This window comes from Rhodococcus sp. WWJCD1 (assembly GCF_002258735.1).
Classification (GTDB): Bacteria; Actinomycetota; Actinomycetes; order Mycobacteriales; family Mycobacteriaceae; genus Rhodococcoides.
The window spans coordinates 93,757-113,887 of record NZ_NOXY01000016.1 but is presented as its reverse complement, the minus strand read 5'-3'; the positions used below and the strand labels follow the sequence as shown (position 1 = coordinate 113,887).

Annotated in this window: 23 protein-coding genes and 1 tRNA gene; 17 read left to right on the top strand and 7 right to left on the bottom strand. The window is 64.8% G+C overall.

Annotation, left to right across the window (positions count from 1 at the left end; genetic code table 11):
* Nucleotides 1-9: 9 nt before the first annotated feature.
* Both CH286_RS11850 and nth read right to left on the bottom strand, forming a co-directional pair.
* Nucleotides 10-618, bottom strand: coding sequence for a TlpA family protein disulfide reductase (locus CH286_RS11850; RefSeq protein ID WP_094609306.1), 609 nt, complete (start codon nucleotides 616-618; stop codon nucleotides 10-12).
* Nucleotides 619-668: 50 nt separating this feature from the next.
* Nucleotides 669-1,355 carry an endonuclease III gene (gene nth / locus CH286_RS11845; RefSeq protein ID WP_230592615.1) on the bottom strand — a complete coding sequence of 229 codons (687 nt, stop codon included), beginning with the start codon at nucleotides 1,353-1,355 and terminating at the stop codon, nucleotides 669-671.
* Nucleotides 1,356-1,528: 173 nt separating this feature from the next.
* Between nth and CH286_RS11840 the strand changes: the two genes are divergently transcribed.
* Entirely contained in the window at nucleotides 1,529-1,798 is a 270-nt protein-coding gene (locus CH286_RS11840) for a hypothetical protein (RefSeq protein ID WP_032404586.1), read from the top strand.
* A 268-nt stretch (nucleotides 1,799-2,066) separates the two neighbouring features.
* Nucleotides 2,067-2,741 carry a Crp/Fnr family transcriptional regulator gene (locus CH286_RS11835; protein ID WP_027494494.1) on the top strand — a complete coding sequence of 225 codons (675 nt, stop codon included), beginning with the start codon at nucleotides 2,067-2,069 and terminating at the stop codon, nucleotides 2,739-2,741.
* A 31-nt stretch (nucleotides 2,742-2,772) separates the two neighbouring features.
* On the opposite strand, the gene CH286_RS11830 is transcribed toward CH286_RS11835, so the two are convergent.
* The gene (locus CH286_RS11830; protein WP_037149947.1) at nucleotides 2,773-3,567 is read right to left on the bottom strand and encodes an MBL fold metallo-hydrolase; all 795 of its coding nucleotides are present in this window, start codon (nucleotides 3,565-3,567) and stop codon (nucleotides 2,773-2,775) included.
* Between the two features lie 58 nt (nucleotides 3,568-3,625).
* On the opposite strand from CH286_RS11830, the gene CH286_RS11825 reads away from it, so the two are divergent.
* Nucleotides 3,626-4,486, top strand: coding sequence for a Gfo/Idh/MocA family protein (locus CH286_RS11825; RefSeq protein WP_032404584.1), 861 nt, complete (start codon nucleotides 3,626-3,628; stop codon nucleotides 4,484-4,486).
* Nucleotides 4,487-4,490: 4 nt separating this feature from the next.
* Nucleotides 4,491-5,885 carry a wax ester/triacylglycerol synthase domain-containing protein gene (locus CH286_RS11820; protein WP_094609298.1) on the top strand — a complete coding sequence of 465 codons (1,395 nt, stop codon included), beginning with the start codon at nucleotides 4,491-4,493 and terminating at the stop codon, nucleotides 5,883-5,885.
* Here the strand turns inward: CH286_RS11820 and CH286_RS11815 are convergent.
* The gene (locus CH286_RS11815) at nucleotides 5,866-6,324 is read right to left on the bottom strand and encodes a RidA family protein (protein ID WP_032380029.1); all 459 of its coding nucleotides are present in this window, start codon (nucleotides 6,322-6,324) and stop codon (nucleotides 5,866-5,868) included. The genes CH286_RS11820 and CH286_RS11815 overlap by 20 nt on opposite strands.
* A 6-nt stretch (nucleotides 6,325-6,330) precedes the next feature.
* The gene (locus tag CH286_RS11810; RefSeq protein ID WP_094609297.1) at nucleotides 6,331-6,498 is read right to left on the bottom strand and encodes a DUF4177 domain-containing protein; all 168 of its coding nucleotides are present in this window, start codon (nucleotides 6,496-6,498) and stop codon (nucleotides 6,331-6,333) included.
* A gap of 106 nt (nucleotides 6,499-6,604) precedes the next feature.
* Here CH286_RS11810 and CH286_RS11805 point away from each other — a divergent pair, with 106 nt between their 5' ends.
* Together CH286_RS11805 and CH286_RS11800 are read left to right on the top strand one after the other, a co-directional pair.
* Nucleotides 6,605-7,612: an ArsA-related P-loop ATPase gene (locus CH286_RS11805; RefSeq protein ID WP_032380028.1), complete on the top strand. Its 1,008-nt coding sequence runs from the start codon at nucleotides 6,605-6,607 to the stop codon at nucleotides 7,610-7,612.
* Entirely contained in the window at nucleotides 7,609-8,739 is a 1,131-nt protein-coding gene (locus CH286_RS11800) for an ArsA family ATPase (RefSeq protein ID WP_094609296.1), read from the top strand. Before CH286_RS11805 ends, CH286_RS11800 begins: the two co-directional genes overlap by 4 nt.
* A gap of 47 nt (nucleotides 8,740-8,786) precedes the next feature.
* Here the strand turns inward: CH286_RS11800 and CH286_RS11795 are convergent, their stop codons facing one another.
* Nucleotides 8,787-9,110, bottom strand: coding sequence for a WhiB family transcriptional regulator (locus tag CH286_RS11795; protein ID WP_008712729.1), 324 nt, complete (start codon nucleotides 9,108-9,110; stop codon nucleotides 8,787-8,789).
* 295 nt (nucleotides 9,111-9,405) lie between these two features.
* Between CH286_RS11795 and CH286_RS11790 the strand changes: the two genes are divergently transcribed.
* Entirely contained in the window at nucleotides 9,406-11,754 is a 2,349-nt protein-coding gene (locus tag CH286_RS11790) for a penicillin-binding protein (RefSeq protein ID WP_032380683.1), read from the top strand.
* Between the two features lie 21 nt (nucleotides 11,755-11,775).
* Here CH286_RS11790 and CH286_RS11785 read toward each other — a convergent pair whose 3' ends face one another.
* Nucleotides 11,776-12,240, bottom strand: coding sequence for a GatB/YqeY domain-containing protein (locus CH286_RS11785; RefSeq protein ID WP_032380026.1), 465 nt, complete (start codon nucleotides 12,238-12,240; stop codon nucleotides 11,776-11,778).
* Between the two features lie 185 nt (nucleotides 12,241-12,425).
* Here CH286_RS11785 and CH286_RS11780 point away from each other — a divergent pair, with 185 nt between their 5' ends.
* The 10 genes from CH286_RS11780 (at nucleotide 12,426) to CH286_RS11735 (ending at nucleotide 20,131) form a co-directional block, all read left to right on the top strand.
* On the top strand, nucleotides 12,426-13,364 hold the full coding sequence (locus CH286_RS11780; protein ID WP_032380682.1) for a metallophosphoesterase: 939 nt from the start codon (nucleotides 12,426-12,428) through the stop codon (nucleotides 13,362-13,364).
* Between the two features lie 17 nt (nucleotides 13,365-13,381).
* Nucleotides 13,382-13,455, top strand: a tRNA-Pro gene (locus tag CH286_RS11775).
* Between the two features lie 116 nt (nucleotides 13,456-13,571).
* Nucleotides 13,572-13,997: an SRPBCC family protein gene (locus CH286_RS11770; RefSeq protein ID WP_032404581.1), complete on the top strand. Its 426-nt coding sequence runs from the start codon at nucleotides 13,572-13,574 to the stop codon at nucleotides 13,995-13,997.
* A gap of 150 nt (nucleotides 13,998-14,147) precedes the next feature.
* Complete coding sequence (locus CH286_RS11765; RefSeq protein WP_094609295.1) at nucleotides 14,148-15,290, top strand: sensor histidine kinase; 1,143 nt, start codon at nucleotides 14,148-14,150, stop codon at nucleotides 15,288-15,290.
* Nucleotides 15,287-15,961 carry a response regulator gene (locus CH286_RS11760; RefSeq protein WP_032404579.1) on the top strand — a complete coding sequence of 225 codons (675 nt, stop codon included), beginning with the start codon at nucleotides 15,287-15,289 and terminating at the stop codon, nucleotides 15,959-15,961. Before CH286_RS11765 ends, CH286_RS11760 begins: the two co-directional genes overlap by 4 nt.
* Before the next feature lie 82 nt (nucleotides 15,962-16,043).
* Nucleotides 16,044-16,946 carry an ABC transporter ATP-binding protein gene (locus tag CH286_RS11755; protein ID WP_094609294.1) on the top strand — a complete coding sequence of 301 codons (903 nt, stop codon included), beginning with the start codon at nucleotides 16,044-16,046 and terminating at the stop codon, nucleotides 16,944-16,946.
* Nucleotides 16,943-17,689 carry an ABC transporter permease gene (locus CH286_RS11750; RefSeq protein WP_094609293.1) on the top strand — a complete coding sequence of 249 codons (747 nt, stop codon included), beginning with the start codon at nucleotides 16,943-16,945 and terminating at the stop codon, nucleotides 17,687-17,689. Before CH286_RS11755 ends, CH286_RS11750 begins: the two co-directional genes overlap by 4 nt.
* Nucleotides 17,686-18,441: an ABC transporter permease gene (locus tag CH286_RS11745; RefSeq protein WP_094609292.1), complete on the top strand. Its 756-nt coding sequence runs from the start codon at nucleotides 17,686-17,688 to the stop codon at nucleotides 18,439-18,441. Before CH286_RS11750 ends, CH286_RS11745 begins: the two co-directional genes overlap by 4 nt.
* 25 nt (nucleotides 18,442-18,466) lie before the next feature.
* Nucleotides 18,467-18,835 (top strand): hypothetical protein, encoded by a 369-nt coding sequence (locus CH286_RS11740; protein WP_037149972.1) that lies wholly within the window; start codon nucleotides 18,467-18,469, stop codon nucleotides 18,833-18,835.
* 75 nt (nucleotides 18,836-18,910) lie between these two features.
* The gene (locus tag CH286_RS11735) at nucleotides 18,911-20,131 is read left to right on the top strand and encodes a sensor histidine kinase (protein ID WP_094609291.1); all 1,221 of its coding nucleotides are present in this window, start codon (nucleotides 18,911-18,913) and stop codon (nucleotides 20,129-20,131) included.

The following is a 20,131-nucleotide window of genomic DNA, read 5'->3' as shown; positions in this document are numbered from 1 at the left end:
CGGGTGCGCTCACGACGCGACTCCGAGGTTCTCGCGCACCGCGTCGGCGATGTCGTCGACGCCTGTGAAGGGTTGAGGTAGCACCTTGGCGACAGTGCCATCCGCAGATATCAAAACGGATACGGGCAGGACGTTCGGTGCTCCCACCGCGGCCGCGACGCGGCCGCCGCCGTCCTGAACTCCGGGCAGAGTGACCCCGTAATCGGTGAGCCGAGTGAGGCCGTTCGCCTCGTTGGCGTCGTTGTGCACCGTGAGGACAGTGATGGCATCACCCGCCCGCTCCGCGTATTGCTGCAGGTACGGCAGTTCCTCCGCGCAGGGTCCGCACCAGTAGGCCCAGATGTTCAGCAACGCGGGGCGGCCGGCCAGGGCTTGGCCCAGGTCGACGTACGAGCCGTCGCCGATGCATTCGAGTGTGATGCCCGTCAACGGGCCCGTTGACGTGCCGGACGGCGTCGGACATGCGGCGAGACCGGCGTTCTGTCGCAACGGTGCGAGAGCTTCGGGTGTGTCGGCGGCGCGGCGTTCGGCCGTCGACGGTCCTGCCTGACCGAGGCCGGGGCCGTCCGAGCGCTGCGCGCCGGGAGATTCACTGCGGGGCCACAGCGCGTAGACCATCCCGACGACGAGAATGAGCGCAACCAGAGACCAGCGAAGAGCGGCCTTGTTCACGACACGATTCCGGCAAGGGCGAGAAGGTGTTCGGTTTCGGGACCCTTCACCAGGGCTGCAGCGGCGGCCGGATCGGTCGGACCCAGGCCGAACGACGGGCAGTCCTTGGCGAGGACGCACACTCCGCACGCCGGAGTACGGGAGTGGCAGACGCGTCGACCGTGGAAGATGACGCGATGCGAGAGCACGGTCCACTCTTTGCGCTCTATCAGTGCACCGACCGCGTGCTCGACCTTGACCGGGTCCTCTTCCTCCGTCCACTGCCAGCGCCGCACCAGCCGACCGAAGTGGGTGTCGACCGTGATGCCGGGTACGTCGAACGCGTTGCCGAGAACGACGTTGGCCGTCTTGCGGCCGATACCCGGAAGGGTGACGAGGTCTTTCAGCGTCGCCGGCACTTCGCCGTCGAAGTTCTCCAGCAGCTTCTGGCCGAGACCGATCAACGAGTTGGCCTTGTTCCGATAGAACCCCGTGGTGCGGATGAACTCCTCGAGTTCGGTTCGGTCCGCTTCGGCGTAGTCGCGGGCTGTGCGGTATCTCACGAACAGTGCCGGGGTGACCATGTTGACGCGCTTGTCGGTGCACTGTGCGGACAGGATGGTCGCCACGGCCAGTTCGAGGGGCGTCGTGAAGTCGAGTTCGCAGTACACGTGCGGAAAGGCGACCCCGAGCGTCCGATTCATTCGCCGAGCTCGACGCACGAGCCCGAGGTGCGTCTCCTCGCGTTTGCGCACGTCGGGGCGTTTCGGAGCTGTCGAATCCACTCCACAACTGTACGGACAAGAATGCGTAACGAACTACGCGACCGCACCGAGCTGTGTTTGTATCGAGACCTTTTCGGTGTTAACTGGCCGGTATGCAAGGACTCGCCGTGGTGCTCTTTCCGGTACTACTCATGCTCTTCGCACTCGCGATGGAGCGCGTCGAGTTCCGGCTCAGCAAGCTCGGCGTCCGAGAGCACGAAGTAGAGGAATTTCTCGATCAGGCGAGCAAGTCCGAGGTCGCCACACTGGCCAACGAAGGCTTCCCGCACGCGCTGGCTCGCTTCAACACCCGCAAGCGTCGGCAGGCCCCACCGCGGACCATCGACACGCGCGACGGCATGGTCGACCAACGCGCCAGCTGAGCAACCATTTTGTCCGATAGGCCGCGATTTCGATGAATTTTCGGTGAACGGGAACACACACTCAATAGCTCTGGCAACCTGTGGTGGCGTCGATCACTCGGTTTCGACCGAGTCGAAGTAGACTCCCCTGAGGTAATTGTTGTGTTTGAACATTGCACCGGCTTCGACGCCTGAACTGCCCACGCAGTTCGGTGGGTGGCACGACTGTGTACAAACGCCTTCGGTGGTGCGGGTTTGCCGCATCGTCGACATCCCTAAAGGAGCGCAAGTGGACGACGTCCTGGCACGGGCCGGCATCTTCCAAGGAGTCGAACCCTCTGCGGTTGCGGCCCTGACGAAGCAGCTGCAGCCTGTCGATTTCCCCCGCGGACACGTCGTGTTCAACGAGGGTGAGCCCGGAGACCGGCTCTACATCATCGTTTCCGGCAAGATCAAGCTCGGACGACGCTCTCCCGACGGCCGCGAGAACCTGCTGACGATCATGGGACCGTCGGACATGTTCGGCGAGCTCTCCATCTTCGATCCCGGCCCCCGTACGTCCTCGGCCACCACGGTCACCGAGGTGCGCGCGGTCAGCATGGACCGCGCTGCGCTCAAGGACTGGATCGACCAGCGCCCCGAGATCGCCGAGCAGTTGCTGCGCGTGCTGGCTCGCCGGTTGCGCCGCACCAACAACAACCTGGCCGACCTCATCTTCACCGACGTCCCCGGACGTGTCGCGAAGGCACTGCTGCAGCTCGCGCAGCGCTTCGGCACACAGGAAGCGGGATCACTTCGCGTGACCCACGACCTGACGCAGGAAGAGATCGCTCAGCTCGTCGGTGCCTCTCGCGAGACCGTCAACAAGGCACTCGCCGACTTCGCACACCGCGGATGGTTGCGCCTCGAGGGCAAGTCCGTGCTGATCTCGGACTCCGAGCGTTTGGCCCGAAGAGCTCGCTAGGCCGAGCCCCGTCGGGACAGCAGCTCGCTAGCTAGCTGCTTTCACGAAGGTAGGCCAGCTGCGTCTTGACCGACATCCGCGCAGCCGGCCATAGCTTCTTGTCCACGTCCGAATAGACGTGGCGTACCACCTGCATCGGTTTCGCGTTCTCGCCGATCTCCACCAGCGCCGCGCGAACCTGATCCAACCGCTGCTGACGGTGGGCGCGATACGCTCGCGCCACCTCGGCGGCGTCCGGTAGTTCGGGTCCGTGCCCGGGCAGCACCGTCTTTCCGGCACCTGCTGATTCCAGTCGGTCCAACGACTCGAGGTAATCCGCGAGGGAGCCGTCCTTCGGGTCGAGCACCGTGGTGCCGCGGCCGAGGATCGTGTCTCCGGTCAGGATCGCGTCATCGAGCACGAAGCTCACCGAATCCGCTGTGTGTCCGGGCGTGTGCAGGACCTCGATCCGCAATCCGGCCGCCTCGATGACCTCGCCGTGGGCCAACGTCGCGCCGTCCCCGTGCAGAAACTTCTCCCCCAGAGCGCGCACCGGAGCGGATGTCTTGCGGTGGAAGCGCTTCACTCCGCCTGTGTGATCAGCGTGGCGATGGGTCACCAGCGTCAGCACCACCGTGCCCGACGCGGCGACGGCGTCGAGATGGGCTCGGTCCTTCGGACCCGGATCGACGACGATGCATTCCTCGGCACCCGGTGCACGCAGGATCCAGGTGTTCGTTCCGTCGAGAGTCATCTTGCCCGGGTTGTCGGCGAGCAGAACCGACGCGGTCGGCGTCACCTGCCGAAGAAGTCCGTACGCGGGATGCTGGGGGTTCGAGTCGGCCATTGAAACACTGTAGGTCGCCCACCCCAGGCCGTGGTGACGAGGACTACCGTCGACTCTCATGAAGATCGGACTCGTCGGAGCGGGCCCCTGGGCTCGCAAGACTCAAGCCCCCTCGCTGCTCGCTCACCCGGGTGTGGACTTCACCGGCGTGTGGGCACGCAGACCGGACGCCGCGGCCGAACTGGGAGCGCCGGTCTTCGACTCGTTCGACGCATTGTTGGGCGCAGTCGACGCGGTGGCGTTCGCAGTACCGCCCGCCGTGCAGGCCGGGTACGCATTGCGCGCAGTTCAGGCAGGCAAACATGTGTTGCTGGACAAGCCGATTGCGGCAACCGTGGCCGAGGCCGAGGAACTTGCCGCGGCCGTCACGGCGGCCGGAGTGCGGTCGATGGTGACCTTGACTCTCCGATTCGCTCCGGAGACAAGACAATTCCTCGACGCGACGGCCGGACGTACCTGGGCAGCAGGATCGGGAACCTGGTTCTCCGGGGCGATTCTCGGCGGGGCATACGCCAATTCGCAGTGGCGACACGACGACGGGGCAATACTCGACATCGGGCCACACGTGTTCGACCTGCTCGACGCTGCGCTGGGAACCATTGCACGCGTTGCCTATTCGCACCGCGAGGTGGCATCGGACAGTTGGACGGTGCTGCTCGAACACGAGGGCGGTGCCCGCAGCACGGTGCAATTGTCACTACGGACGCCGATCATGCCGTCGCTCATGCGCATCGAGCTGAGCGGCACCGACGGAGTCGAGACCCTCACCGATCGATCGACCTCGTCGACCGATTGCTTCGCCGTGTTGCTGGACGAATTCCTCGAGTCGGTCGAGTCGGGTGTCGATCACGAATGCTCGGTACACCGAGGCCTGCATCTGCAGAAGGTGATTGATCGGGCGCGGGAGTGGGCACCCTGAATCCATGACCATCATGGACGTCAAGGACGCGATGTTTCATTTCGCCTCGGCTCCTCACCGTTCGATGGATCAGTACACGGCGATCGTTTTCGACTCCGGAGACGCCGATCCACCGAGTTTTCACCAGGTGGTGGCGCATGTCGAACATCGCGCTCGGCTCGTTCCGAGGTTGGGGATTCGCATTTGCGAAGCACCGGGGCACTGGGAATTTCCGCGATGGATCCGTGATCCGCACCCTGTTCGCGACCATCTGGTGGATCACGACCTGTCCGATGGCCGGCACACGGTCGAGTCGTTCCTGGCAGAGCTGTCGAGCGTTCCGATCGACGCGACGGATCGGGCGTGGAAAATTCATGTCGGCCGAGGACTTTCGAAAGTCGACGGAGTTCGGGGAGCGGCCACTGTCGTCGTCGTCCAGATCAGTCATGCGATGTCCGACGGATCGGTGGGCACCCACATCGCCCGCGCCCTGTTCGGTCGCGGCGAGAACACCGAGAACACGGCTCTCCCGGACCCGGTGGCGTCGCGTGCGCGCCCTCGGTACGACGCTGCCAAAGGTGCCGTGCTGCTGCCGCTCCGTTGGGCGAGGTCGCAGATCCCGATGGTGCGCGCCCAGAAGAAGTACTTGGCCGCGGTGCGAGACGGGGAGCTGGTGGTACCCGCGCCGGTCGAGGCCGCGAAATTCAATGCCCATCCCGACGAGACCAGGGCCGTGCACGTGCTGCAGTTCCCGAAGTCGCAGTGGACGGGTGGGCCGGCGACCGTGACGGTCACCGCACTGACCGCCGTCGGGGCTGCGCTGGCCGAGTACTGCGCGGCCCACGGAGAACCGGACCGAGACGACCTCCGAGCGCTCGTCCCCACCGCCCTCTCGGCGTCGGTGCCGTGGCCTGCCGTCAATCGCACCCTGCCCGCGGCCGTGAGTCTGCACCCGCAGCTTGCCGATGCGACCCGACGAGCGTCGGCCATCGCGGAAGCACTGGCACAGCAGCGCGAACACGTGACCGATCACCGCCACCTCGATGCAACTCGATCGGCCGAGGTCTATCCAGCGGCTCTGATCCTCGGCTTCGGCCGCCACGGTCGGCGCACGGCCCCTCGCACCGGGACACCCGATCGGGTCACCACTCATACGGTCGTGACCAGCGTCAACCGAACGAGCCTCGACCTCACACTGGGCTCGGCCCGAGCGCAGTCGTGTTCGGGCGTCGCCGCGCTCGGGCCCGGCTGCAGCGTCAGCCACGCCGTCTACGGGTACGGCGATCTGGTCACCGTCTGCGTGGCGGCATGCCCGACGACCGTTCCCGACCACGCCGACTACGCGAACATGCTGCGTTCGGCGATCGACGAGACCTGCGCCGCCCTCCACGGAACGGCGACTACCGCAGTTCGACGATGAGCTCCACTTCCACCGAAGCACCGAGGGGCAATTCGGCCACACCCACGGCCGAGCGGGCATGCTTGCCTGCGTCACCGAAGATCTCACCGATGACGTTCGACGCCCCGTTGATCACCCCGGGCTGACCGGTGAACCCCTGGGCGGACGCCACGAATCCGACGGCCTTGACCACGCGTGCGATCGAGTCGATTCCGACGAGCGCATGGACCGCGGCGAGCGCGTTCAACGCACAGATGCGCGCCGCTGCGGTGGCGTCCTCCGCCGAGACGTCGGAGCCGACCTTGCCCGCGGACGTCAGATTCCCGTCCACGATGGGCAGCTGACCCGAGGTGTAGACGAGGGAACCCACCTGTACTGCCGGGACGTACGCAGCCAACGGCGGAACCACGTCCGGTAGCTCGATGCCCAGCTCGGAGAGCCGTTCGCTCCAGTCGGTCATCTGCGCTCAGGCCTTCGGACGCTTGAAGTACGCGACCAGCGTGTCGCCGCCGTTCGGTCCCGCCATGATCGTGACGAGTTCCCAGCCCTCGGAACCGTAGTTGTCGAGAATCTGCTTGGTGGCGTGAATCAGCACCGGTGCGGTGAAGTACTCCCAGATGATCTTTTCGCTCATGACTGTTGACCCTATCGTTCGGCCGAACACGAGGGGCGCGTCACTGCGAAGACGGGAATGCCGGTTCCGTCGGACGACCGGCATCGAGTCTCTATATGGTCGAGACGTGGGTACATCGAACGAAGAGGGATGGCCGGCGAAGGCAGATGCCGCGCGGCTGCATTTCGTGTCCGGTAAGGGCGGCACCGGCAAGTCGACGGTCGCCGCCGCGTTGGCGCTGGCGCTCGCCGCCGGCGGCCGACGGGTACTGCTGGTGGAGGTCGAGGGACGGCAGGGCATCGCGCAGCTGTTCGACGTGCCGCAGCTGCCACCCGTGGAGACACGCGTGGCCTCGGCGGACGGCGGCGGTGAGGTCTACGCGCTGGCCATCGACATCGAGACCGCGTTCCTCGAATACCTCGACATGTTCTACAACCTCGGTTTCGCCGGCCGCGCGATGCGCAAGATCGGTGCCATCGAGTTCGCGACGACCATCGCACCAGGCCTGCGCGACGTGCTTCTGACCGGCAAGGTCAAGGAATGTGTGGTGCGGACCGACAAGAAGGGAAACCGCGCGTACGACGAGGTCGTCGTCGATTCGCCGCCGACCGGTCGGATCGGGAACTTCCTCGACGTCACCAAGGCCATGGCCGATCTGGCCAAGGGCGGCCCGGTGCGTTCGCAGAGCGAGGGCGTGGTTCGGTTGCTGCACTCGGCGGACACCGTCGTGCATCTCGTCACACTGCTCGAAGCCCTGCCGGTTCAGGAGACCGCCGACGCGGTACGTGAACTCGAGGCGGCAGATCTGCAGCTGGGCACGGTCATCGTCAACCGCACCGAACCGACGTTCCTGCCCGACGACTCGCTCGAAGCCATCGCCGAGGGTGACATCGACGCCGCTGCTATCCAGGACGGCCTCGCCAAAACCGGAATCACGCTCTCCGAGGCCGACTTCGCGGGTCTGCTCACCGAATCGATCGAGCACGCGTCGACGCTCTCGGCTCAGGTGGAGAGCGCAACTCAACTCGACGAACTCGACGTCGCACGCATGTCGTTGCCGATGTTGGCCGACGGTGTCGATCTCGGCGGCTTGTACGAGCTCGCCGCCAAGCTGGCAGAACAGGGTGTCCGATGACTCGACCAGTAGCAACCGAACTCGATGTCGATCGCATTCTGACCGATCCCACGTCGAGGATCGTCGTGGTCTGCGGGGCAGGCGGGGTCGGTAAGACGACGACGGCCGCCGCGATGGCGTTACGTGCCGCCGAGCAGGGCAGGCGCGTGGTGGTGTTGACGATCGATCCGGCCCGCCGCCTGGCTCAGGCTCTCGGTCTCGGCGATTTGGACAACAGCCCGCAGCCGGTGAAATTGGGTGCCGGCGCCAAGGGCGAGCTGCACGCCATGATGCTGAACATGCGGCGCACGTTCGACGAGATGGTCATCGAACATTCGACGCCGGAGAAGGCGGAGCAGGTCCTGGCCAACCCGTTCTATCAGACTGTGGCGTCGTCTTTCTCGGGCACGCAGGAGTACATGGCGATGGAGAAGCTGGGGCAGTTGTCCCTGGATTCGTCGTGGGATCTGATCGTGGTGGACACTCCCCCGTCGCGCAATGCACTGGATTTCCTCGATGCACCGCAGCGGCTCGGCTCGTTCCTCGACGGCCGGTTCATCCGGCTTCTCACCGCTCCCGGCCGTGGCATCACCCGGGTGGTCACCAGCGCGATGAGTTTGGCGATGCGCGGTGTCTCCACCGTCATCGGAAGCCAAATGCTTTCGGACGCATCGTCTTTCGTGCAATCGCTGGATTCGATGTTCGGCGGATTCCGCGAGCGTGCGACGCGCACCTACCAGTTGCTACGCGAGGACGGCACCAGCTTCCTCGTCGTTGCTGCCGCGGAGCCCGACGCATTGCGGGAGGCGGCGTTCTTCGTCGAACGCCTCTCGGCGGAGAAGATGCCGTTGGCCGGGCTCGTGGTGAACCGGACGCACCCGACTCTGTCTTCGGTGCAGGCCGATCATGCTGCCACTGCCGCAGACCTGCTCGATCGGATCGACGACCCGGGCTCGACGCTGACCGCTGCGGTTCTCCGCATTCACGCGCAACGTGCTGTGACGGCGGCGCGGGAGGTGCGGCTGCTTCGACGCTTCACCGGTGCGCACCCCCGCGTGCCGATCGTCGGTGTTCCCTCCCTGCCCTTCGAGGTCTCCGACCTTGCCGCGCTACGTGCGGTGGCCGATCAGCTGACCCGCAAGGGTTAGATCGGCCGCGCTCGGCAGGCTGTGGACCTGCCGGGCCCGGCGGGGGGCTAGATAGCCGCTTGCTGCTGGCGCTGGGTCTCGAAGAATTCGGACCAGGAGTCGACCTCGGGGTGCTGCTTGAGCAGCGCCCGACGCTGGCGTTCCGTCATGCCGCCCCACACGCCGAACTCCACTCGGTTGTCGAGTGCATCCGCACCGCACTGCATCAGCACCGGGCAGTGCCGGCAGATCGTCGCGGCCTTGCGCTGCGCCGCGCCCCGGACGAAGAGCTGATCCGGGTCCGTGCCCTTGCAGCGGGCGTGCGACACCCAGGCGATGCGTGCTTCTGCTTCTTCTACATCGAGTCGCGTCGGCGCGGTTGTCGTATGCATGCGGATACCCCTTTGCGTGTCGGTCGTCCTCGCTGGACGTCCCGGAGGCTCCAAGAAAGTTTGTACCTCGCTGGCGAAGCACAAATTCTAAGAGCTGCCCCACAATCATTATCAAGTGTTACGTGAATCACACCGTGCTCATAATTTAGGTAAAGCGAGCCGCGAATGCAAGACGGCGAGGTCACATTTCTGGTACGGCCGTCCCGAGCAGGGGCGCAGCACACAGCGCATGCGGGCCTGATGCCGGTCCGAGCAGTACCCACGTACGCTGTGCTCTGTGTCAGTCGGAAAAACCGTGGCGAAGCTCGCCGGATGTTCAGCACTCGCCGGTGCGTTGCTCGCCGGCGTGATGTTCCCCATGGCCGGAGGATTCGGGTACGCCTCGAACCGAGCCGCCGATACCGTCGACAACGTGTCGGCCGAGCTGGTCGAGGGAGCAGTACCTGCCGTCTCGACGATGACGGACGTCAACGGCACACCCATCGCCTGGCTGTACGAGCAGCGCCGTTTCGAGGTACCGAGCGACAAGATCTCCAACGAGATGAAGCTCGCCATCGTCTCGATCGAGGACCGCCGCTTCGCCGAACACCGAGGTGTGGACTGGCAGGGCACGCTGCGCGCGTTCCTGACCAATACCACCAGTGGCCAGGTGGAGCAGGGCGCGTCCACCATCGATCAGCAGTACGTGAAGAACTACCAACTGCTGGTGGTGGCCAAGACCGACGCCGAGCGTCGTGCCGCGATCGAGACCACACCCGCCCGCAAGATCCGCGAGATTCGGATGGCGCTGACGCTCGACAAAGAGCTCACCAAGGACGAGATCCTCACCCGGTATCTCAACCTGGTGCCGTTCGGTAACGCGTCCTTCGGCATCCAGGACGCGGCCCAGACCTACTTCGGCATCGACGCCAGCCAGCTCAGCGCCGTCCAGGCCGCGATGCTCGCCGGAATGGTGCAGTCCAGTTCGGCCCTCAACCCGTACACCAACGAGGAGGGCGTGCTCGAGCGCCGGAACACCGTGCTCGACACGATGATTCAGAACCTGCCCGAGCGTGCTGCAGAACTGACGGCCCTCAAGTCCGAGCCGCTCGGTGTGCTGCCGGTCCCCCAGACCCTGCCCCGCGGATGCATCGCGGCAGGCGACCGCGGATTCTTCTGCGACTACGCATTGCAGTACCTCGCCCAGGCCGGAATCAGCCAGGAACAGATCGACAAGGGCGGGTACCTCATCCGCACGACGCTCGACCCCGCAGTGCAGAACTCCACCAAGGCCGCGCTGGTCGAGAACACCAGCCCGAACCTCGACGGTGTCGCCACTGTCATGAACGTCGTCGCCCCCGGACAGGACCAGCACCGAGTTCTGGCGATGGGCAGCAGCCGTACCTACGGCCTCAACGCCGACGACGACGAGACCGTGCAGCCGCAACCGCACTCCCTCGTCGGCAACGGAGCGGGCTCGATCTTCAAGATCTTCACCACGGCCGCAGCCATGGAGCGTGGACTGGGCACCAGCGCAACGCTGCAGGTTCCCAAGCGCGTGGAGGTCAAGGGAGTCGGCGACGGCGGTGCCAGAAACTGCCCCGCTTCCACGTACTGCGTGGAGAACGCGGGCAACTACCCACCCGCGCTGTCCATCACCGACGCGCTGGCTCAGTCCCCCAACACCGCGTTCGTCAAGCTGATCGAGTCGGTAGGCGTCACGCCGACGGTCGATATGGCCGTTCGCCTCGGCCTGCGCTCGTACACCGACCCGGGTTCGTCGGGCACCGACCAGTCGATGGCCGATTTCCAGAAGAGTCAGAACCTGGGCTCGTTCACCCTCGGACCGACCTGGGTCAACCCGCTGGAACTGTCCAACGTGGCTGCCACGCTCGCCTCCGGCGGCAAATGGTGCCCGCCCACCCCGATCGATTCGATCTTCGACCGCGACGGGAAGCCCGTTCCGGTCGCGCACCAGGCCTGCGAGCAGGTCGTCGAGCCCGGCCTGGCGAACACCCTCGCCAACGCGATGAGCAAGGACGACCAGGCAGGCGGCACATCAGCGTCCGCCGCCGCATCCGCCGGCTGGAACCTGCCGATGTCCGGTAAGACCGGTACCACCGAGTCGAACCGATCCTCGGGCTTCCTCGGGTTCACCAACAACTACGCCGCCGCCGTGTACACCTACGGTGATTCGCCGACGCCCAGCGAGATCTGCTCGTTCCCGCTGCGGCCATGCGGCTCGGGCAATCTGTACGGCGGTAACGAGCCGGCGCGGACGTGGTTCGACGCCATGACCCCGATCGCCAACAACTACGGTCCCGTCGCGTTGCCACCCGTCGACCAGAAGTACGTCCGTGGCTCCGCCAACGGTCAGGTTCCCGATGTGACCGGTCAGAGCCAGTCGTCTGCGACGTCCACGCTGCAGGGTGCGGGCTTCCAGGTGACGGCGGTGACGACGGCCGACCAGGCTGCACGCGGCACCGTGGTGTCGACCTCACCGTCGGGTTCGGCGGTGCCGGGATCGAACATCACGATCTACGTCAGCGACGGCTCGGTTCGACCGGCCCCGGCTCCGGCCCCTGCCCTGCCGAACATCCAGATACCGGAACTACCGCCGGGCATCCAGATTCCGGCGATCCCCGGTCTGACGGCTCCTCGCTAGTGCCTGCGGCAGTGGTGCGCACTACAGGCGGTCTTTGACTGCCTTCGAAAGTCGCGATCCGTCGGCCTTACCCGCTGCGAGTCCCGACGCGATCTTCATGACCTGACCCATCTGCTTCATCGCCGGTCGCTCACCGAGGTCCTCGGCCACCTGCGCGATGGCGGTGTCGACGATGGTGGCCAGTTCCTCGTCGGTGAGCGGGGTGGGCAGGTATTCGTTGATGATCTGCGCCTCGGCATGCTCGTTCGCCGCAAGTTCGCCGCGGCCGTTCTGGGTGTAGATCTCGGCCGATTCGCCGCGCTTCTTCGCTTCCTTGGCAAGCACTTTCAGCACGTCGTCGTCGGTCAACTCGTGGGCCTCCTTACCGGAGACCTCCTCGGTCTGGATGGCGGCGAGAATCATGCGCAGCGTAGCCAGGCGGAGTTTGTCCTTCGCCTTCATCGCTGCGGTGAGGTCGGTACGGAGGCGGGCCTTGAGTTCGGACATGGCGGAAACGCTACGCGGCGCAGTCGTCGGCTCGCACGTCCATATCCGGTTGCTGCCGTATCGTGGATGAGGTGTCCGCACAATTCAGTCCCTCGTTTCTCCGTACCTCGGCGCAACTGCGCAGCGCCTCCACGCAACTGCGCACTGCTGCAGAACAGGCTCGCGATGCAGTCCGAGCAGCTCCGCTGAAGAGTTCCGTGATCGGGACTGCAGGCGCGGCGGCGTTGGGGCTCGGATACGCCACCCTCATCGAGCGCAATGCCTTCACTCTGCGCGAGACATCCATGGCCGTGTTGGAGCCGGGTTCGGCGACCCTGCGGGTGCTGCACATCAGCGACCTGCACATGATGCCGGGCCAGCGGATGAAGCAGAACTGGCTGCGTGAACTGGACCGGCTCGAGCCCGATCTGGTCGTCAATACCGGCGACAACCTCTCCCACCAGCGCGCCGTCCCCAGCGTCGTGCAGGCGTTGGGGCCGATGCTCGCCCGGCCGGGCCTGTTCGTGTTCGGCAGCAACGACTACTTCGCACCCAAGCCGAAGAACCCGTTCAAGTATTTCGACAAGAACCACAAGCGCACGACCGGTGAATCGCTGCCGTGGCGCGATCTGCGGGCGGCGTTCTCCGAGCGCGGCTGGCTCGACGTCACTCACGTGCGTCGTGAGCTCGAGGTCGCTGGGGTACGCATCGCGGCGGCGGGCGTCGACGATCCCCACCTGAAGCGCGATCGATACGACACCATCGCCGGTCAGCCCAATCCGTTGGCCGACCTGCGCCTGGGCATCACGCATTCGCCGGAGCCGCGGGTGTTGGACAAGTTCGCTCAGGACGGTTACGACCTCGTCCTCGCCGGTCACACGCACGGTGGGCAGCTGTGTCTGCCGTTCTACGGCGCACTGGTGACCAACTGCGAGATCGACCGTTCGCGGGTCAAGGGCCCGTCCAAGTGGGGCGCGCACACCCAGCTGCACGTCTCCGCGGGAATCGGAACCTCGCCGTACGCGCCCGCACGCTTCTGCTGCCGGCCCGAGGCCACCCTGATCACGCTGACTCCGGCCCCAAGAATGGGTCCGAAAAACGTCTCCGACGAGGGCGTTTCGCGTTCCGAGGCAGTCGTGAGTTAGACTTCTCCAGCGGTACACGGGGTGTGGCGCAGCTTGGTAGCGCGCTTCGTTCGGGACGAAGAGGTCGTGGGTTCGAATCCCGCCACCCCGACAGTTGGACCACCGAAAGGGACCCACTCGATTCGATCGAGTGGGTCCCTTTTCTTTGCTCTGTCGACGCTACTGTGAGTCGACTCTGCCGACCCCGAGCGAACGGACTTCACGACCATGCCGACCCCGACCCGCGTCCACGTCACCCACCGGTTCGTTTCCCCACCCGAGGTCGTGTTCGCGGCGCTGTCCGAACACGAGAACCTCGGGCCGCTGTTCATGGCGAAGATCGACCGCGTGCGCGACGGCGATACATCGCGCAACGGAGTCGGCTCCACCCGCAGCCTCAAACTCGGGCCGATGCCCGCGTTCGAGGAAACCACCATCGTCTCCGAGCCGAACTCTCTGATCGAGTACCGCATCACCAAGGGTGGTCCACTACGCGGCCACTGGGGCGTGCAGAGGTTCACCCCCACCACCGACGGCGGCACCGAACTCGACTACACGATCGGATTCGACGCGCCCGTCCCCGGGCTCGCCGCGATCGTCGGTAAGGCATTGACGTCGAGCATCTCGAAGAACCTGTCGCGCCTGGCTCCCTAGCCAGTTCCGCGCCCTGCCCGAACCGCACGGCCCGTCAGTGGCGGGAAAGGCAGCGACGGGGCTCGTGAAGAGCCGCGTCGACGGGAGGTGTCGTAGTTTCCGACGTTAGCGACGTGACCCGAATGCGCTTGTCCAGTACGGTATCGGGCGATGACGGTGATCGATGATGCCCGGTCGAGCCGGCGCAATCACAGGTTTCTGGACTGCGCTGTCGCAGCTGCGGTCTTTGCCTACAACCTGCCCGTGCAGGGATTCGCGGTCCCTGACAGTGCGGTCTCTTGGATTGCATATGCCCTGCCGGTCGGACTGTGTCTGCCGTATGTCTTCCATCGCCGTCGCCCCTTGTCGATGTTCTCGGTGATTGTGGCGACCGCCTATCTGCAACTCGCGCTCGGGGTGGAGCTGCTGGTCGCAGATGTGATGCTCGTTCCCGCTCTGCACGCCGTCGCTCGGAGTCGGCCGCCGTCGAACTCGGTTCCTGCGGCCGTCGCGGTGGCGGTGTGGACGATCACGATGACGATGCCGTCGATGGAGCGGTACAGCATGTCCTTCGGTGACGTGGGGCTGCTGGTGCTGATCGTGGCGATCGCGTGGCTGACCGGAATGCTGGCGCGCGTCCGCAACGAGTACGTCCACAGCCTGCAGCTCCGCGCCGAGCAGGTGGAGCGGGACGCTGCCGCGGCCGAACGAACCCGGATCGCCCGCGAGATACACGACATCGTGTCCCACAGCCTGAGCGCGATCGTGTTGTTGTCGGAGGGTGCCGCAGGCACCGTCCGGCAGGATCCCGATGCGGCCGCCGCGGCAATGGAGACCGTTCGAGACACCGGGCGAGAAGCAATGACCGAGATGCGGTCGATGCTCACCGTTCTGCATTCCGACGATCCGGTCGACCGGGTACCTGCACCGGGTGTCGCCCAGCTCGACGGGCTCGTCGAGCGATCGCGGGCGGTGGGCATTCCGGTCGACTATCGCGTGACGGGCGAGCCCGTCGAGTTGCCGCCCGGTCTGCAGCTGGTGATCTACCGTGTGATTCAGGAATCGTTGACCAACGTAGGCAAACACGCGGGACCGGAGGTTCGAGCCGTGCGAGTGCATCTGAACTACGGACCGGCGACGATCGAGTTGACCGTCGCGGACGACGGACGCGGAACCGATTCGTCGTCCGCGTCCGGGTGGGGGCTGATGGGTATGCGGGAGCGAGTTCTCGCGCAGGGCGGCACCTTCGACGCAGGCCCGACCGCGGACGGATTCCACGTCGCGGTCTCACTACCCGCCGAGGCGGTACGGTGACGATATCGGTTGTGCTGGTGGATGATCAGAACCTCGTGCGAGCCGGACTGAAATTGGTGCTCGGCTCGCGCGCCGAGGTGCGGATAGTCGGCGAAGCTGCCGACGGACGCGAAGGCGTCGACGTGGTTCGGGCGACCAACCCCGACGTCGTTCTCATGGACGTCAGAATGCCGGTGATGGACGGCATCGAAGCAACCCGTGCAATCGTGCAAGCCACGAACTCGAAAGTACTGATACTGACCACCTTCGACCTCGACGAGTACGTGTTCGACGCCCTTCGAGCCGGTGCCGGTGGCTTTCTCGTCAAGGACGCTCCGATCGACGAGCTGATATCGGCGATTCAGCATGTGCACGAGGGAGATTCGGTGGTCGCCCCGAGCACCACGCGGCGCTTGATCGAGCATTTCACTTCCGCTCCCGCACCCCGAGCGCGGCAGGTGCGCACCTCCGCCGAACAACTCGCCGATTTGACTCCACGTGAACGTGAAGTCCTGGTCCACCTCTCGAGCGGGCTGTCCAATGCGGAGATTGCCATTGCGATCGCGGTGTCGGAAGTAACCGTGAAAGCCCACGTGGGACGCATATTGTCCAAGCTGGGGGTACGTGATCGCACCCAGGCAGTGATCGCCGCTTACGAGTCGGGACTGGTCGGTCCGGGTACCGGCGGCTGAAGGGAGGGTATACCTGGGTATACCCTCCGAAATACTCCTGCAGGCGGACGATTCTCCAGGCCGAATGCGGAACAGTCGGGGTATGGACATCGTCAGAACTCACAGCCTCGGCAAGCGCTACGACACGCATACCGTCGTCGACGACGTGAACCTTCGCATTCCTGAGGGCTGCGTCTACGGCTTTCTCGGTCCGAACGGATCGGGCAAATCGACGACCATGAAAATGCTGCTGTCCCTGATTCGACCGACCTCGGGTGAGGTGGAGATCCTGGGTAGACCGATGAATCACGGCACTCGCCGCGAATTGCTCTCACACATCGGATCACTCATCGAATCTCCACCCGGATACGGACATCTCACGGGTGCGGAGAACCTTCGTATCGTGCAGCGCTCGCTCGGGCTGCACGCCGAACAGATCGAGCGGGCAGTAGCCACCGTCCGTCTGCAGGAACACCTCGACAAGAAGGTGAAGAACTACTCGCTGGGAATGAAACAGCGCCTCGGCATTGCGATGGCACTCGCGCGCGAGCCACAACTTCTGATCCTGGACGAGCCCACCAACGGCTTGGACCCGGCCGGAATCGAAGAGATCCGCGGCTTGCTCCGTCATCTCGCCGAACACGGTGTGACAGTGATGGTCTCGAGCCATTTGCTCGGCGAGATCGACAAGACGGCGAACATGCTCGGAATCCTGAGCCAGGGCCGCCTGATTTTCCAAGGCACCCGCGACGAGCTGTTCGCCGCCTCCACTCCGGACGTGCTCATCGACGCGATCGATCCCGGACGCGCGAGTTCGGTTCTGCAACAGAAGATCCCGGTGCAGGTCGACGACCACACGTTGAGGCTGTCCGGCATCGACGATCGAAGTACCGCACAGGTGGTGGCGGAACTCGTCGGCGCAAACGCAGGCGTCTACGGCGTTCGGCGCGACGATCAGTCGCTCGAAGACGTATTCATGAATCTGACGAAGGGTGGCCGATTGTGACGACCGTACGCAACGAATTCGCCAAACTCAGGCACCTGCACATCGGCGCGATCGCCGCATTGTTGGTCGCCGCGATCGTAGGGTTGACCTTCGTCGGCGCTCTCACCGCGGCGACGTCGAACGATTCGACCGCGGTCTCCTGGGCACTGCCACTGGCCGGTCTGTCCCTTGCCGTCCCCATCGCGTCACCACTGCTGATTGCAGTGATGGCAAGCCGCACAGTGGAAGTCGAGCACCAGTCCAACGGCTGGTTACTGAACCAGACCAATGGAGCCGACCGCGGAGCCCTCGTGCGGGCGAAGCTCGTCTCGACGGGCCTCGTCGTCGGTGGCGCGACGGTGGCGGCCAGCGCTGCAGGTGTATTTCTGGGGACCGCCATCGGGGTGACCCAACCGTTGCCTGCCGGTCTGTGGTTGGGCTACACGGCGGCAGCGGTGACGGCCAACCTGGTGATACTCGGTCTGCACCTGGTGATCTCAGCGCGAGTGGACAACCAACTGGTCGCGCTGGGAATCGGCATCGTGGGTACCGTCATCGCGATCTGCGCCTCCGGATTCCCCTCCTGGGCAGCACACCTGACGCCGTGGGGGTATTACTCCTTGGCGTCGGCCGCCGACTACCGAGGCGAGCAGGTGGTGACACTGAACCCGTCCTACGCCAGCATCGTCGCCCTCGGAGTTGTCGGGGCAGTGTTGTTCTGGCTCATGACCGTGCGACTCGATCGACAGGAGGTACGAGCATGAATGCGTTTTCAGCGGAAATGATCAAGCTCAGGCGCTCGCAGGCATGGGCGGTCGTCGTTCTCCTCCCTCTGATCATCGCGGGGGTCGGAACGTTCAACACGATCGCGTCGGGCGCAGAGTTGGCAGAGGGATGGCGCACATTGTGGTTGCGCACAGTCGTGTTCTACGGCCTGTTCCCACTCGCACTCGGCGTTGCCGTACTGGCCTCGCTGGCGTGGAAATCCGAACACCGAGGAGGGAACTGGAATGCCCTGATGAGTGGGCCGGTTCCGTCGACGCGCATCGTGATCGCCAAGACGGCCGTGGTGGCAACGCTGACCGCGGTCATGAACATCGTCATGCTGGCAGCCGTCGTCGTTCTCGGCAAGGTGGTCTTCTCGCTCGACGGCATGCTTCCTTCCGAGCTCTTCGCGACCAGTGCACTCGTCGTGGTGGGGTCGCTACCGGTGGCGGCTCTGCAATCCGGTCTGTCGATGACGATCAGGTCGTTTGCGGTGCCGATTGCCATCGCTCTCGCCGGGGCCGGTATATCGGTGTTCCTCCTCACCGCCGAGGTGACCGAGGCAATCTTCGTGTTGCCCTATGCCCTGGCAACTCGCGCAACCCAACTGGCCTCCGGAACTTTCGGTGACTCGGGTTCGCTGACCACCGGAGCCGCACTGTCGGTCCTGACGGCCACGGCACTGCTCACTGTCGTAGTCGTCGCACTGACCGGCAGGGCACTCGACCGCAAGGACATTCACGTTCAGTGATATCGCAGCGAAAGGAGAATCGACCATGACCGACAATCGAACTATCACTCGCACGGAGTACACCGAACCGGGGCGTACGCATCAGCGCCCCGACGGGCGCGGTGCCGCTTCGCTCACCGCAGCACTGCTCGCCTTCGTTCTCACACCCGTGCTGGTGATCTTTCCGTTCGCCGGCTTCGTCCCGGTCGCGCTCGCCGCAACCGGCGTCGTTCTGGGGTGGCGGGCGACGCGGCGCACTGCAACCGGGGTGGCACGCACGGGATTCGTCCTGTCGATGATCGTGTTGTGCGTATCCGTGGCGGCGGCCGCCCTGTGGATCTTCTTCGTGGTGAATCCGTCGATCGCTCAGTACGGTGAGCTGCACGACGCGGTGAGCAACATCTTCTCCAGTTGATCCGACAACGTCTCGGCGATTCGCGGGGCCTGCTCGAAAACACTACGGACCACCTGGTCCCGTTATCATCGCCGCATGATGCTCAACACTGGATCCGAGCAACACCGCGTCCGAGCCATCGGACGCGGTGTTCTCTGCTTCGGCATCCTTTCCTATACGGGAGCGGTCTCGGTAGGCGTGTACTGGCGCGGTACGACGACAGTTCTCTTGATGGCCATTGCACTGGGCCTGTGTCTGCCATGGTTGTTCGCGCATCGCTATCCGCTGCGGTCCTTCGCCGTGATGTCGGCTGCCGGCACCGTCCAGTTGATCGAAGGTTTCGGCCCGATCCCGGCGAATCTCATGTTGCTGGCCGGGGTGTACGCGGTGGCAGCACACGCCCCACGCCGTGCGGCACTGCTGTGCGCGGCAGCCGTCGTGGCGGGCGCGGTAATTGCCGCGATCCGGTGGGGTGAGACGTTCGCGGCATCTGCAGTGCCACTCTCGGCCATCGGGACGACGACCGTCGCGGTATGGCTGTGGGGCACCCATACCGCCCTACGTCGTGTGCACGACGAAACTCTGCGTACCCGTGCCGACCAACTCGAACGCGAGCAGGACCATTTGGCGCAGATAGCCGCAGCAGAAGAACGTGCCCGCATCGCGCGCGACCTTCATGACGTGATCTCACACAGTCTGGCCGGCATCCTCACCATGTCCGAGGGAACGTTGCGGTCATCCCCCGAACTGGCGGAAGAACACAAGAATTCGCTCCGCATGATCAACACCCATTGTCGTGATTCGCTTTCCGAGTTCCGAAAGTTGCTCAAGCTGCTCCGAGACGAACCAGCGGACATGACGCGCACCTCGCCCGTCGTGTCGAATCTCGAGTTCCTGGTCGAATCGGCCGCGTCCGATACCGTCGCCACGGATTTGACTGTGGAGGGCCGTCATTGCGAGCTGCCACCGACGGTGCAGGAAGCCGTTTACAGAATCGTGCAGGAGTCGTTGACCAACGTTCGCAAACATGCCGGTACCTCGGTGACCAAGGTGACTGCATCGGTCGACGTCACCGCGGAGAACGTGAAAGTCGAAGTCAGTGACGACGGTGACGGGTCAGCTGCCGAAGTGGGTGCCGCAGAGTGCACTACGGACGGCTTCGGGCTACTCGGTATGCGCGAGCGCGTCGATTCCCTGCGCGGAACACTGTTCGCCGGGTCGCCGCCCGACGGCGGATTCGTCGTTCGGGCCACGATTCCTCTCAGCTCCGACGATCGCAGCTCGAACAACCGGTATGTTCGCACCAGAAACAACTGA